The organism is Nocardia sp. CWNU-33, from assembly GCF_046764895.1.
Lineage (GTDB): Bacteria > Actinomycetota > Actinomycetes > Mycobacteriales > Mycobacteriaceae > Nocardia.
Genome location: NZ_JBKOQN010000018.1, coordinates 96,281 through 111,250, shown reverse-complemented (window position 1 = coordinate 111,250; position 14,970 = coordinate 96,281). Strand labels below are relative to the sequence as shown.

Annotated in this window: 6 protein-coding genes; 1 reads left to right on the top strand and 5 read right to left on the bottom strand. The window is 68.2% G+C overall.

All coding sequences use genetic code 11. The features are described 5' to 3' along the window. Window positions 1-145 precede the first annotated feature (145 nt). The 3 genes from ACLMAL_RS23720 to ACLMAL_RS23710 all read right to left on the bottom strand — a co-directional run bounded on the left by ACLMAL_RS23720 (window position 146) and on the right by ACLMAL_RS23710 (window position 3,879). Window positions 146-1,087 carry a helix-turn-helix transcriptional regulator gene (locus ACLMAL_RS23720; RefSeq protein WP_412001085.1) on the bottom strand — a complete coding sequence of 314 codons (942 nt, stop codon included), beginning with the start codon at window positions 1,085-1,087 and terminating at the stop codon, window positions 146-148. Between the two features lie 96 nt (window positions 1,088-1,183). Beyond that, the gene (locus ACLMAL_RS23715) at window positions 1,184-2,389 is read right to left on the bottom strand and encodes a cytochrome P450 family protein (protein WP_412001084.1); all 1,206 of its coding nucleotides are present in this window, start codon (window positions 2,387-2,389) and stop codon (window positions 1,184-1,186) included. Between the two features lie 305 nt (window positions 2,390-2,694). Next, complete coding sequence (locus tag ACLMAL_RS23710; RefSeq protein WP_412001083.1) at window positions 2,695-3,879, bottom strand: hypothetical protein; 1,185 nt, start codon at window positions 3,877-3,879, stop codon at window positions 2,695-2,697. Between the two features lie 394 nt (window positions 3,880-4,273). Here ACLMAL_RS23710 and ACLMAL_RS23705 point away from each other — a divergent pair, with 394 nt between their 5' ends. Beyond that, window positions 4,274-4,894 carry a TetR/AcrR family transcriptional regulator gene (locus ACLMAL_RS23705; protein ID WP_328412790.1) on the top strand — a complete coding sequence of 207 codons (621 nt, stop codon included), beginning with the start codon at window positions 4,274-4,276 and terminating at the stop codon, window positions 4,892-4,894. Between the two features lie 18 nt (window positions 4,895-4,912). Here the strand turns inward: ACLMAL_RS23705 and ACLMAL_RS23700 are convergent, their stop codons facing one another. Next, a complete protein-coding gene (locus ACLMAL_RS23700; protein WP_412001082.1) occupies window positions 4,913-5,350 on the bottom strand; it encodes a holo-ACP synthase in 438 nt (145 codons plus the stop codon). A gap of 11 nt (window positions 5,351-5,361) precedes the next feature. Further along, a complete protein-coding gene (locus ACLMAL_RS23695; RefSeq protein ID WP_412001081.1) occupies window positions 5,362-14,718 on the bottom strand; it encodes a fatty acid synthase subunit beta domain-containing protein in 9,357 nt (3,118 codons plus the stop codon). Between the last annotated feature and the right edge of the window lie 252 nt (window positions 14,719-14,970).

Sequence of the window (14,970 nt, the reverse complement as noted above, 5' to 3'; positions counted from 1 at the left end):
CCCCTCACATCGAGAGTGTTGCGACGACCGCGTGAACCCGAGATCCAAGCACCAGCTGCGGGGCTTTTTCTTGGTGGGTCCTCAGTTGCCGTGTCATCGTCGGCATCGACGAAGTCGCGAACGGTGTCGGCCACGGCACGACGGATCAGGAACCGGGTGGTGTCACGGCAAGTTGATCGGACCTGCGGCGGCGCCGAAAATCTCTCGGCGTTTCGCCGTATTCGGATTTGAACGCCGTCGAGAATCCGGCGCTGGTGAATCCGGAGCGTGCGGCCACCTCCCCGATGGAAAGCGGGCCAGAGCACGCCAGCAGATCGCGTGCGGTGCGCAGTGCTTCGGTCCGCCGGAGCTCCCGATAGGTGATGCCGGTCTGGTGCAATACCGACCGCAGTTGGCGGGGTGACCAGCCGAGCGCACGAGCCACCGCGGGCAGCCGCACGTCACCAGACCCGATGTTCGCACGCACGAATGCTCTGATGGCATCGACGGTTTCGGCCACATGGGCCTGCTGTGGCCCGACGTCGCCGATGAACATCAGGCACAACAGTTCGGTGATGCGGTCACAGACGGCGTCGAATTCCAGCGTCGTCAGGTTCGATTGCCCGGCATGTGTGGTGGCGAGCATGCTCGCCACGACCCGGCCGAGACCCGATGACATATCGAGCACCGTCTGCGATACGTCGCGGGTGGGCAGCCGTTGATTGAACTGCGCGCGGGGGAGCCGTAGTGCGTAGGCCGTCGATCCGGGTAGCAGCACTCGGCAGATTCGGTCCAGCTCGAGGACGAACCCACGATGTGGCGGTACCTTGGTGAGCCGGTCCGGCTCCTGGATGACGTATTCGCCCCGTTTCGGGAACACGATCCAGCAGTGATCGGTCGGACCACGCCGGATATGTGAGCGGCTGCGGTTCATCAGGTGGTCGCCACGTTGCTGTGTGCGCAGCAGGGTGTAGCCCGAGGATTCCTGAGCCGTGATCCGGGCCCACCAGTTAGCCGGATCACGGTAGCGGTGGTCCGCTGTCAGGAAATGGTCGGTGACCTCGGTCCACACCGCTGCGCTAGCGACGGTCAGCTCGGAATACTGCATGACGGTTGCTCTGTCGGTCTGATGCTCATCTCCACTATTCACTCGGTGGGGTTCCGGCATAAGTCTGACAGCTTCCCGCCCGGAGGGCGTGCCCGATCAGTCGAGGGTTTGGAGCTGCACCGGCACAGAGAGTGGGCCGTTGGTCATGAACTGCGGCGCGTAAGGGATCTCGGCCGGATCACATGCGAGCCGCAACTGCGGGAACCGGCCGAACAGGGTGGCCAGTGCGATGCGAGATTCCAGCCGGGCCAGATGCGCGCCGAGGCAGAAGTGCGGACCGCGACCGAATGCCAGCTGATCAGAATGATCACGGTCGATATCGAAGACGTCAGCATCCGTATGCTTCCGCGGATCGCGTCCGACGCCCGCGTACCAGCCCACGATCGCACCCGCGGGGATATCGACGCCGGCGATCTGGACATCACTCAAGGCGTACCGGTTGAACATGGCGCAGGCCGCGTTCCGGTAGCGCAAGGTCTCCTCGACGACGTCGGCCCACCGGTCCCCGTCCTTGGCCGCTGCGAGCTGGTCGGGATTGGCGGACAGAGCCACCACCGCATTGCCGAGCAGATGCATCGTGGTCTCGTGTCCGGCCACGATGATGATCCACAGCAGTTCGACCAGCTCGGCGTCGGCGAGTCCGTGTTCGGTCTGGGCTCGCACCAGGTCCGAGGTCAGGTCGTCACCGGGATTGGCGTGCTTGTCGCTGACCAGCCCTGTCAGGTAGCCGGCCATTTCCTGCATGGCGGCCTGGGTCTGCTCACCGGTGCTGGTGTGCGATACCAGCGTGGCGGTCCATCCGCGGAACTTCGACTGATCACCCGCCGGTACGCCGAACAACTCGCAGATCACCCCGACGGGCAGCGGCATTGTGAAGTGCTCGACGAGATCGACCTCCGGCAGGTCGGCGAATCTGTCGATCAGGTCGTCGGTGAGCCGCTGGATGCGCGGTTGGAGTTGGGCCACCCGGACAGGGGTGAATGCGCGGGCGATGGCCCGCCGCATCCGCATGTGGTCGGCGCCATCCTTGTTGAGCAGGTGATCGGCGTCGGTCAGGACACGTAACGGCCAGTCTGCCGGGACGGTCCCGTCGTGCATCACGGGGCAGTTCTTCGCGTTCTTGCTGAAAAGCGTGCCGTCACCGGCAAGGACCTCGCCGACCGCCTGATGGCTGACCGCCATCCAGGCCCGAACTCCGCCCGGCAGCTCGTAGGGAACGATGGGCCCGGTCCGGATCATCCGGTCGAAGGTGTCGATAACAGATTCTCCAGCGGTGGGCAGCTGAATGAGTGACTCGGTCATGCAGGTCTCCGATGGCGTAATCGGCCTCTGACGGCGCGTTTCGATGCGTGCTCGACGATTGTGCGGCCGGACAGGTGACCGCATCGACTCGAGCGGAATTCTCTGCCTCGCAGCGAAATTCGCTGGCGCTGATCCAAAATGTCAGCGCACCCTTGGGCGCGAACCTGACTAGAAGGCATCGCGCCGGCCGGGTTCATTGCGGCAGGCGTCTTGTTCCGGCCGCCGCACCGCGGACTGAACAAGCGAAAGGTCCGACGCTGGCAGCGCCGGACCTTTCGTGGTTTCCGCTTGTGGTGCAGTGCCGCCTAGGTGGACAGCAGCCGCTGCGACGCCCACTGCAGCATCAAACGGAAGTGGTTGTCCCACCAGTGATAGGACTCGGGTGTGAACGCCGCGGGCGGCGGACTCTCACCCGGGAACAACATCGTGGCGTCCGGTGCGCTGAGCTTCGTGGTGGAGGCCGGAATGCCCGTCCCGGGCAACAACTGCGTCGCGGACTCGGTCTCGGCGACCGGCCCCGACGGTGTGAGCGACAGCGGACGATCCTGCTGACCGCTGCCCCAACGCTGTGCCGAGTACTGCACTGTCGCGGTCGGCTCCGAGCCGCGGTCGCCGGTCATGGATCCCCGGCCTCTGCCCACCGAATCACGAAAGTCGTACACGCCGGGCGCTACCGACGAGCCCGCAGTCGATCCACTCGTCGATCCGGTCTCGCCGCCGACCACACGCGCATCCGCGGCTACCCGCGCATCCGCGACGACAGCGCCGGTGGCCGACCGCGAGAAACCGCCCGCCGTGTAGACGCCGCCGACGGCCAGTCCACCCACAAGCACACTGGCCGCCGCGAACAGCGCCATGCTGGCACGGCCCTTGCGCACCCGCTCGACCGTTGTGCCGGACTCCTCCACGTCGACTACCGCGGACAGTGCCGCACCCACCGCGGACGCGGATGTCGCGATCTTGCACGGAATCACCGGCGCACCGAATCCGTCCGCCGCGGCGACGACCGCCGCCGCACGCGCACCCGATCCGATCAGCACCACCGCATCCGGTTGTATCTCGGCCGCTTCGAATTGATCCCAGGCCGCTGTCACAGCCGCGCCCATCGACTCGGCTGTCGCAGAGCCTCCGGTTTGGCTGTTGGCCGCAAGGACCCTGGTGCGCTTGCGATCGATCAGCGTGAACGCCTGATGGCCGGGAACTACATCGCAGATCAGCAGATCGTCGAATTCGTTCAGCCACGTCATGGCGCCTGCCACGTTGAGGTGCGCGGCCTTCGCCGACACCAACGAGGCCGAGTGCCACTGCCCGGACGCCAGCCTGGTGACGATGGCCCGGCGTTCGGCGGCATCGCGGTAAGTGACAGCCGCACCGCCGATCTCCTGCTCCGGGCCGAGTTCGGCGGCCAGTACATCCATTGCTATCTCGACGGCGTCGGCCAATTCCGCCTTGCTGTCGCCGCCTGTCTTTACCACCCGATGAAGCAGCACGCGCTCAGGTAGTCTCTCGCTGGAATCGGCAAGAGCTACCGCGTGAACAGCGCCGCGTTCGGTGGAAACGCCTAGGGTTACCACAGATCGAGCTACCACAGACCACGCCTTCCCATTGTTTTGCCGAGCTCACGAACGGGTCCTTCCCCGCCTGCGCGGGGGACGCACTGCGCAGTAACGCGGTGAAGATGCACGCAGGCTCGCTTATGTGTTCGCGGCCACATCCGGCTTTGGATGGGTGGTGAAATGTGACAGTCCTCAACACACAGACGCCGTGCGCGTGTCGCGCGTGTGTCCCTACCGCTAGCCTGGATACGTGGATGTACGCACGGAGGCCAGGTCTAAGCGACGTCTGGACCCTGCGCTGGACCTGCAGGACGACCCACAGGAGCTCATGCCGCGGCGTCGACCGACGCAGGAACGCAGCAAACGCAAGTTCGACGCGCTGTTGCAGGCGTCTCGTGAACTGCTCGTCGAGGTCGGGTTCGAGTCGTTCACCTGTGAAGAGGTGGCGGCGCGGGCAGAGGTGCCGATCGGCACGCTGTATCAGTTCTTCGCCAACAAATATGTCATCGTCTGCGAGCTGAATCGCCAAGACCTCGTTGCCGTTTCCCAGGAACTAGCCGATTTCCACGGCGAGATTCCGTCGCTGGACTGGTTGCGGCACATGAACCAGTTCGTCGACCATTTGGCCAACCTGTGGATGACCGACCCGTCGCGGCGCGAGGTCTGGCTCGCCATGCAGTCGACACCGTCGACGCGGGCCACCGGTGCGATTCACGAGAAGGAATTCGCCGAAGTCATCTCCCGGATGCTGCGGCCATTGACCCCGCGCACCCCGCGGTCGCGGCGTTCCATGATGGCCGAGGTGCTCGTGCACGTCGTGTACTCGATGCTGAACTTCTCCGTTCAGGACGAGCAAAGCCATGCCGAGGCCGTCTCCGAGCTCAAGCGGCTGATGGTCGCCTACCTGCTCGTCGCCGAAAAAGAATCCCGCTCCGCCAGCGAACGCTAGCGGAGCGGGTTATCGCGACTAGCCGCTCGCTTCGCGGCCATCGATGAGATCGGCCAGTTCACCCGGGTCTTCCAGGACGACCATGGCGGCGGCGGTGTCGCCGTCGTGGGTCAACGACAGGTGAACCCTTACCCGGGGCAGGAATTCGGCGGCGAGGCCGTGCAGCTTGATGCTCGGCCTGCCCCACGCGTCGTTGACCACTTCGATCAGGGGGTACGGGTTGTCCCCGATCTGCGGGCGGCGGGCGAACCGAGACGATGCCCATGCCTTGAGCACCGCCTCTTTCGCCGCCCACCGTGCTGCGTAACTGCGAGCGGGGTCGGTTCCCTTGCTCTGGCAGTAGCGCCGCTCACCCGTGGTGAAACTCTCCCGGAGCATGGTGGTTCCGGACTTTTGCAGCTGTTCGGAGAACTCGGAGATGGTTACCAAGTCCAGGCCGATACCGAGGATCGTCACAGGGGCGAAGCCTACGACTCCGCGCGCCCGGCCGCGCGCGAATCATCCGCGCTCCGGCCGGTATTGCAGCCCCAGCCGTCGGCACGGTACGTGCCGTCGGCCGCGAGGCGTGCCTCCGCGGACAGCAGCACATCGGCCTCCAGCTGCCGAATCTGCTTGGCGGGCGTGCCATCTGCGCCGAGGCGCCGATCGGCGGGCCGCTCGTACAGCGCGGCGCCACCGCACATGGCCTCGGTGATCCGCTGCCGTCCCGCGAGCTGCCGCTCCTGCGCCCGACGCTGGTACTCCGCACGCTGTTTCGGCTCGATCGCCTGGACGAAGGCCTCGGGATGCACCACCGCGAGCAGACCCGACACATGCCCGAAGCCGAGCGAGGTGACCAGACCGGCCTTGAGCGGGTACCGGTCGCCGAAGCGCAGCGGTTCGCGCGCCCACACCAGGTGCGGGTAAGCCTGCATCTTGTCGTCGACGCAGTCCAGGCTGCGGTTCGGCGGAATGACACCCTGCTCGAGCACCTGGCACAGGCCGATGAGCTGGAAGGCCGCCGCGCCACCCTTGGCGTGCCCGGTCAGGCTCTTCTGCGAGACGACGAACAGCGGTGCGCCCGCCGAACGACCGATCGCATCGGCAAGCCGCTCGTGCAACTCGGACTCGTTGGGATCGTTGGCCGCGGTCGAGGTGTCGTGCTTGGAGATCACCGCGATGTCGTCCGGACCGACGCCGAGCTTGCGCAGCTCGGTGGCGAACCGGGATTCCCGGCCACCGCGGCCCGCGCCGAGCGCGCCGAGGCCAGGTGCCGGAATCGAGGTGTGCACACCGTCGCCGAAGGACTGTGCCCAGGCCACCACGCCGAGGACCGGAAGGCCCATTTCCACCGCCACGTCACCGCGGGCGAGCAGCACGGTGCCACCACCCTGCGATTCCACGAACCCGCCGCGACGGCGGTCGTTGGCGCGGGAGAAGTACCGGTCGCTGATGCCCTTGGCGCTCATGGCCGCCGAGTCGGCGGTCGCGGACATGTCACCGAAGCCCTTGATGCCCTCGATGCCGAGATCGTCGAACCCGCCGGCCACCACCAGTTCGGCCTTCCCGAGCCGGATCTTGTCGACGCCTTCCTCGACCGACACCGCGGCGGTCGCGCAGGCCGCCACCGGGTGCACCATCGCGCCGTAGCTGCCGACGTAGGACTGAACCACGTGTGCCAGCGCCACATTCGGCAGGGCTTCCTGCAGGATGTCGTTCGGCGTCGGCTCCCCGAGCAGCGAGTCGATGTACAGCGAGCGCATCGCGGACATGCCACCCATACCGGTGCCCTGGGTGTTGGCCACCATCGACGGGTGCACCCAGCGCATCAGTTCGACCGGGCTGAACCCCGAGCTGATGAACGCATCGACGGTGGTGACGATGTTCCACAGCGCCACCCGGTCCACCGAGCTCGCCATATCGGCCGAGATGCCCCAGATGGTCGGGTCCCAGCCGGTGGGGATCTGACCGCCGACGGTCCGCGAGATCTTCGCCCGGCGCGGCACCCGGATCTCGGTGCCTGCCTTGCGGGTAACCGTCCAGTCGCCGGATTCCGGCGCCGGCACGATCACGGTGTGCTCGGGGTCCGCGGCATGGAAGGAGCGGGCCTCGGCCTCGCTGCCGACGGTGAACGACAGGTCCTGGTCGAGGAACACCGATGTCATCAACGGCGAGGTGTTGTCGATCATGGCGCCGTCGTCGCCGTAGCGGCGCACGCCGCAGCGCGCGACCACCGCGTCGTGATACTTCTCGGCCAGCTCGGATTCGGGCACGTAGTCACCGGATTCGGCGTCGTACCAGCCGGGCTTGGGATCGTTCTCCCAGCTGACCATGCCGGTGGTCCAGGCCAGCTCCAGCACGCCCGCGGCCGAGAGCTCGTCTTCGACCTCCATCTCGAACCGGGTGCGCGAAGACCCGTACGGGCCGAGCTCACCGGCGCCGACGATGACCACCATGTCGGCGAGATCGGCGGTGACAGTTCCCCATTCGGGCACCGGCAAGGCCGAGGTTATAGTCGGCGGCGCAGGCAAGGCGGCGATGGAAGTCGAATGTGGTTGTTCAGTTTCGGGGGAAGATTCGGTTTGTGCCTGCTTGGCCAGCGCGGGCAGGTCGAGCTTCGCCCGCGCGAGTCCGCCGGTCAGGTCGATCTGCTGGGGGCCGGTAGCAGTCACCTGACGAGCCCGCGAGGTGCACCACTTGAGCAGTTCGTCGGCCATCTCCGCGGTGGACCAGGTTTGCACGCCGGCCTTTTCGACCGCCTCGACCATCGGATCGTTGTGGCCCATCAGCCCGGTGCCGCGCACCCAGCCGATCAGCGCATGCACCAGGGTGACCCGCGCCGACCAGGACTTCTCGGCCCGCCACTTGGCGACAACCGCGTCGAGCGCCGCCTTGGACTCGCCGTAGGCGCCGTCGCCGCCGAACATGCCGCGGTTGGGCGAACCCGGAAGCACCACATGCAGTTTCGCGTCGACGTCGTGGTCGGCGCCGAGCTTGGACAGCCCGCCGATGAGCTTCTCTACCGACCAGAGCAGGACACGCATTTCCAGTTCGGCGCGGGCGCCCGCGTCGGCGAGGTCACCGGCCACCCGCGGCGCCGCGAACGGCAGCAGCAGGGTCGGCGTCATGGCGTCCTTGGTCTTGATCTTCGCGCCGCCCGCGTTGTCGACCTGCTCGGTGCCGACCCAGTCGATCAGTGCGTCGATGTCCTGGTAGGAGGCCATGTTCGCCGGGACGACCCACAGAGCTGCGCCGTGCCTGGCGTTCTCGCGGTAGAGCTTCCGGTAGAAGCCGAGCCGCTCGTCGTTCAGGCCGGAGGTGGTGACGACGACGGTCGCGCCGCCACCGAGCAGCCGTCCCGCGACCGAGGCCGCGATGGATCCCTTGCTCGCACCGGTGATCACGGCGATGTCCGACGACCACAGGCCGGCCTCTTCGGTGCTCAGCGCGGCCTCGGCGATGCGCTCGTAGAGCCGGGCGAGCACCGAGCGCGCCTCGTGCTTGGCCCGCTCACGCCACCAGTTCGCCTGTGCGGCAACAGCTTCGCCCGCGCCGAGGAATCCGACGACCGGACCCTCGCCCGAGCCGGCGTCATCGAGCAGCCACAGCTTCGCCAGGTCCTCGCGTGCGGTGGCCCAGCGGTCGTCGATCAGCACCGCCTTGCGCGCGTCGAAGGCCGGGGCGACCAGTCGCGGCCAGTCCGAACCGAGTTCTGCCGAGACCAGGTCGACCAGCGAATCGTCGCTCGCCTCCGGTGCCGAGACCTGCTCGGTCAGGCCGAGCTGCTCGAGCACCACCCGAGCGGCCGTCGCCAGCACGCCGTCGCGCCCGGTGATCTGCTCGGTGAACTCGCCGAGTGCGGCCGCGTCGACCGTGGCACCGCCACCGCCGCCCGCGCTGGGCAGCGACACCGCGACACCGCGCCGGGCCGCGACGGCCTGGACCGCGGAGTCGATCGCCGCGTCGACCGACGCCGCGTCGCTCAGCGCGCCGGACACCAGCCCGCCGAGCTCACCGCCGCGCACGCTGGCACCCTCACGGGTGCCGAGCGACACCTCGGCGGTCACATGGCTGGCCCAGCCGTCGCCGAGCTCCCAGACCTTCTTGACGCGCTCGGCGATCGCGGCGGGCCGCTTGCCGGACGGGCCGAACACCTTGCGCAGGTGGTCGCCGATGGAATCCGACAGCACCGAGCCGAACGGCTTGTAGGTGCGGGCCAGGCGCTCGACGGTCGCAGACAGCGCACCCATATCGGCGTCCGCCGCGCCGTCGATGGCGCCGAGCGACAGCTCCGAGCCGAGGTCGACGAGCAGCTGGTTACGCCGGGAGGAGACACCATCGCACAGACCCTCGATAGTGTCGACCGGGCCGATCTGGTCCAGCCGCAGCTTCGTCCACAGCGCGATGAGCACCCGAGTCGCGTCGGCCGCGCTGAAGGCGATGTCGTCCGGACGCGGGCCACCCGAGCTCGGCGTGGGCGCGGCGACCGGCGCGGCGGCGGCAGCAGTGGCCACCGACGCGGATGCGGTCGGCTCTTCGGCGGGTTCGTCGACGGGCGCGGGATCGGTGTCGGTCGAGTAGACGACGCCGGCCTCGCGCTCGATGTTGAGCACCTCCACCGTCGCGGTGGCGAAGGCGGGCAGCTTCAGTGTCTGACTGGCCAGGTTCGCCACCGTCGGGGTGGCGCCGAGGCCGATCTCGACGAAGCGCTGCACACCGAGACCACCGTGTGCGGCGTCGGTGAACAGCAGGTCCTGGGTTTCGATCCAGCGGACCGGGCTGGCGAACTGCCACGCGAGCAGCTCGACCAGCACCACTCGGCAGAGCTCGGTCGGCCGCGCAGCCCAGCTGTCGAAGTCGGCGAGCACCGCGGCGAGCGGCTCGGAGGGCACCAGATCCGCGATCTCCTGGATGAAGGCCTGCTCCAGCGAGAAGGGCTTGGGCACCAGGTTCGGAATGTAGCGCCCGAGCAGGATTTCCGGGTGCAGATCCTCCGGCAGCAGCTGCTCGAGCTTCTGCCGGAACTCGGGAACGCCCTCGCGCAGCACGGTGGAGTGGAACGGCACATCGATGCCGGGCACCAGGATGAACGCGCGCTTTCCACCGAATTCCGCACGGCGCCGGTCGATCTCGGTCTCGAGGGCTTCGAGACCTGCGACGGTGCCCGCGATCGCGTACTGCGAGCCGCGCAGATTCAGGTTGACGACCTCGAGGAACTCACCGGTCTGTGCACCGATGCCGGAGACGAAACCGACGACCTCGTCGTCGGGCAGCCCGATCTGCGAGGGCCGGATGGCGGCCATCCGGTAGTCGCTGCGGCCCTGCGCATCACGCGGCACCAGTTCGTGCATGGCGGAACCGCGCTGGAAGACAACCTCCAGCACGGCCTCCAGCGGCAGCACGCCCGCGACCGCCGCGAGGGCGTTGTACTCGCCGACCGAATGTCCGGCCAGCATGGCGCCTTCGACGTAGGCCCCCGCCTCGCGCAGCTCGGCGACCTGGGCGACACCGAGCACCGCCATCGCGACCTGCGTGAACTGGGTCAGGTGCAGCACACCGTCCGGGTGGCGGTGTTCGACACCGCGCGCCTTGAGGTAGGTCGGGTTGTCGCGCACGACCGCGAGGATCGAGAAGCCGAGCGCCGCACGGGTGTGCTTGTCGGCGCGCTCCCAGATGTCCTTGGCGGCCTTGGAGCGGGCGCGGGCATCCAGGCCCATGCCCTTGCGCTGAATGCCCTGGCCCGGGAAGGCATAGACGGTCTTGGGCGCCACGGTGCGACCGGTCGCGGTCATCACCAGGTCGCCGTCGGTCCGGCAGGACACCTCGACGATCTCGCTGCCCGCGTCGACCGCGATCCGCTCGACCCGCACGTCGATCTCCGCACCGGGACGCACCATGCCGAGGAACCGGGTGGTCCACGCCGTCAGCGTCCTGGCAGGCACGGTGGCCGACGGGTCGAGCGCCGACACCGCGTGCTGCGCGGCAGCCGAGAGCCACATGCCGTGCACGATCGGGCTGCCGAGGCCGGCGAGCTTGGCGGCGGCGACGCTGGTGTGGATGGGGTTGTGGTCGCCGGAGACCGCCGCGAAGGCGTGCATGGCGCGCGGCGCGACCATCGTGACGTCGCGGCGGCGCCTGCGCGGAGTGTCGGTGGCCGCGTCGGACAACGTGCCCGCGGCGCGCGGCGGGTCGGTCAGCTCGCCCGCACCGTTGCGGCCGCGGATGGCGAAGCGTTCGGTGAGCGTCGCGAGGGTCGGCATGGACATCCCGGTTTCGGGCTTGTCGAGCATGCCGGTGATCTTCACGTGCACCTCGACCACGCGGCCGAGGTCGGTGTCGATGGTCTCGCCCGCCTCGGCGCGGACCACGAGAACGCTGGTTTCGGTGGGCAATTCACCGATCAGCGCGACCTGATGGTCGAGATGGACTAGGTCGAGCATGCCCTCGATAACGCTGTCGCCGGACGCGCTGCGCGCCGCGCCGAGCACCGCGAACACGGCGGGCCAGCAGGCGCCGACGAGGACGTCGGGAACGGTACGGCCGAGCGTGCTCAGCGTTGCGGGTAGGCCGGAGCCGGTGACACCCGCATGATCGGCGATGAGGTCGGGGGTCCACGCCACATTCAGGTGTGCAACCTTGCTCTTCACCTCCGGCAGCGACTGCCCCGCAGCGACCGCGAGCAACGCGGACATGGCGGCGTCGGCGTCGGCCTCGGTGACGACAGGAGCGCCGCCGTTGAAGGTGGTGACCGGCACGGTGATCCGGATGCGCACAGCGTCACGCCCCAGCAGCGGCACGCTGAGCTCCAGGTAGGAGTCCTCGACATCCGGCCCTGTCGTCTCGACGAGGGTCGCGCCGGTCGGCGGGTGCAGCGCGCCCTGGCCGTCGACGGTCCACTCGGCGATATCGCCGAGCCGGTGCACCGGGTTGATGGTGGTGCGGCCGGACCATTCGACATCCGGAGCCGCGAGCACCGTGTCGATGGCCCCGGAGGTCACGCCTGCGGTACGGCGGCCGTCGATCGCGACCGGCACCACACCCGCACGGACGAGCGAGTAGGCGGCGTCCTTCTCGAATCGGTCGAGCAGCTCGCCGACCGGCTCATCGACCCGGGTAATACCCGCGACGGCCACCGTGCCGGGGATGACGCAGACCTGGTCGGCCGAGTAGCGCGGATCATGCGCCTGCCACAGCGAATCCGAGCGCCACCAGCGACGCACGTCGCCGTCGACGACCGGGACGAAGTTGACCGGCTTGCCCGGCGTCTTGCACAGCGAGATGAAGAACGGCACATCGGCCGGGTGCAGCAGGGTCTGCTCGGCGGCGGGGTAGCGCTGCTTCAGCGTGCACAGCGCCTCGACCGGGCTCTCGAAGGCGTCGTCGCCGGCGAACAGCGTCTCGATCTCGCCGCGATCTGCCGGGTTGAGCCGAGATTCGGTGCGGCGCACCATGTCCGCGAACCGATCACGCCAGGTGATATCCAGCCACACCGAGCGGGTGGCCTCGAGGAAGGCGTCACCGAGGTCGCTGCCGCAGTCGAAGTCCTTGCGCCGGTCGAGGCCGACGGCGAGCTCTACGTAGCGCTCGAGCCATTCGAGGTAGGTCATCGTGGTCAGGTCGCCGAAGTACGGCTTGGCCGTCGCGTTCAGTGCCGCGATGATCTCGTCGCGGCGCTCGGCGACCGCGTCGGCATCGCCCGCGACCTCGTCGAGCAGGCGGCCGGTGCGCGAGGCCGCATTGTCGATCTCGTGGATGTCGGCACCCAGTTGGCTACGGCCCGAGGCCATGCCACCGTTGGCGGTGCCCGCACCGACCCAGTCCGGGGTGCCGGGGGTGTCGACCAGCAGCTGCTTCACCTCGGGCGCGGTGGTGGCCTCCAGTGTTGCCATCGCCGCGGTGCCGACGAGCACGCCGTCCAGCGGCATCACCGGATAGCCGTGCGGCACCGCCCATTCGCCGGTGAGGTACTCGGTGGCGCGCTCCGGCGTACCGATGCCGCCGCCGACACAGATCACCACATTGTCGCGGTTGCGCAGCTCGGCGTAGGTGGCGAGCAGCAGGTCGTCCAGGTCTTCCCAGGAGTGGTGTCCGCCGGCGCGGCCACCCTCGATGTGCATGATCACCGGGTAGTTCGGCACCTCGTCGGCGATGCGGAGGACGGCGCGGATCTGGGCCACCGTGCCCGGCTTGAAGGCCACGTGGGAGATGCCGACCTCGGTCAGCTCCTCGATGAGCGCGACGGCTTCCTCGAGCTCGGGGATGCCTGCGGTGACGATGACGCCGTCGAAGGGCGCACCCGCCACGCGGGCCTTCTGCACCAGGCGCTTGCCACCCAGCTGCAGCTTCCACAGGTACGGGTCGAGGAACAGCGAGTTGAACTGCACCGACCGCCCCGGGTGCAGCAGCGTCTTCAGCTCGGCCACCCGGTCGGCGAAGATCTGCTCGGTCACCTGGCCGCCACCGGCGAGCTCCGCCCAGTGGCCTGCATTCGCCGCCGCCGCAACGATTTTGGCGTCGACCGTGGTCGGTGTCATGCCGGCAAGCAGGATCGGCGAGCGGCCGGTCAGCTTGGTGAACGCGGTCTCGACGACGATGCGCCCGTTGGGCAGTCGCACCGGCCGTGGTGCGAACGACGCCCACGGCGCGGCCACCTCGGGTGCGGCGCCGGGCGTCAGCAGTTCACGCTGACCCGCGCGCGTCGCGGCCGCGACGGTGCCGACACCGGTGCCCTTGAGCGAGCCGCCGGTGAGCCTGCTGAGCAGATCGCCGGGGCCGAGGTCCAGAATCCATTGCGCGCCCGCGGCTACCACGCCGTCCACGGTCTCGACCCAATCGATCGGGTCGACCAGGATCTGCTGTGCCAGTGCACCGGCAAGTTCCGCGTCGATGCCGCACTGGGTTGCCCAGCCTGCCACCAGATCCACCGTGTCGGCGAGCGCCGGGTGATGGAACGCAACGTCGACGGCGATATCCTCGAAGACCGGCGCGAACACCGCGCCACCGCGTGTCTTCGCGTCACGCTCGCGGGACTGTTCATCGTGGATCTGCGCGCAACGCTGCCGCACCCGCTCCAGTTGGGTCGGGGTACCGGACAGCACCGCCCTGCGCCGTCCGTTGCGGATCGAAACCACCGCTGCCGCAGCAGGATCCACGCCTTCGGACACCTCGGCAACCACGGCGCGCAGCTGCTCGGGGTCCACATTCGACACCGCGACCATGGGTGAGCGCTCACCTACCGGCATCAGCCCACGCCGCCGTGCGACCAAACCTGCTGCGGCGCCGATCAATTGCGCCATCGCCAGCAGTTCGGCGTCGCGCTGCCCGCCGGTCTCCACCGCCGTCGCGGCGAGGCGACCCTGCGAATGGCCGATGACCGCCACCGGAGCATTCTCGACCGGATCGAGCCCCTGGAGGCGCAGCGCCCGCATCGCCGCGAGCTGCGTCAGCAACACGCCCGGCATCGACACCACGGCCGAGCGCAACACCTGTTCGGAGGGCGCTGCGGAGGCCTCTCCCTCGTCACCGTCGGCGAGTTCCTCCTCGAGCATCCAGCCGACCGGATCGAAACCGACCGGTCGCACCACGAGCAGTTGTGCCGCAACCGGTTCCAGCAGCGCGGCCGCCTCGTTGACCAACGCGGTCAGCTCCGGCTCCAGCGCGCTGTCGCGCCCGATCTCCTCCAGCTCACGCAGCCACTGTGCGCCCTGGCCGCCGAAGGCCAAAGCGTAGGGGGTGCCGCCGAGCAAACGATCCAGCAGCGGGGACCGCGCCCCACCCGCCTTGGTCGGGGCGGCCACCTTCGCGCTCCGTGCAGTCCCGGCTTCGGTGCTCTCGTTGATCGTCAAGGCGCTTCGACTTCCTTCTCCTGGCGACATGCCCTAGGCGGACACGCCGCTCCCTCCGGTGCGCAGGTGTTCCTCAACCAATGGGCTTGATATGGGCGAGCTTGGCACAAAATCATGAGGAAATCCTCACGTTTGCTGCGCGCGCCCTCCTGTACCACCGAGTATTTATGCACTCCCGTACCAGAATGCTCAGGAACATGACCCACCCTCATGTTTGAACCCGCTGGTCCACTCGGTTACTAACGCGTAGGA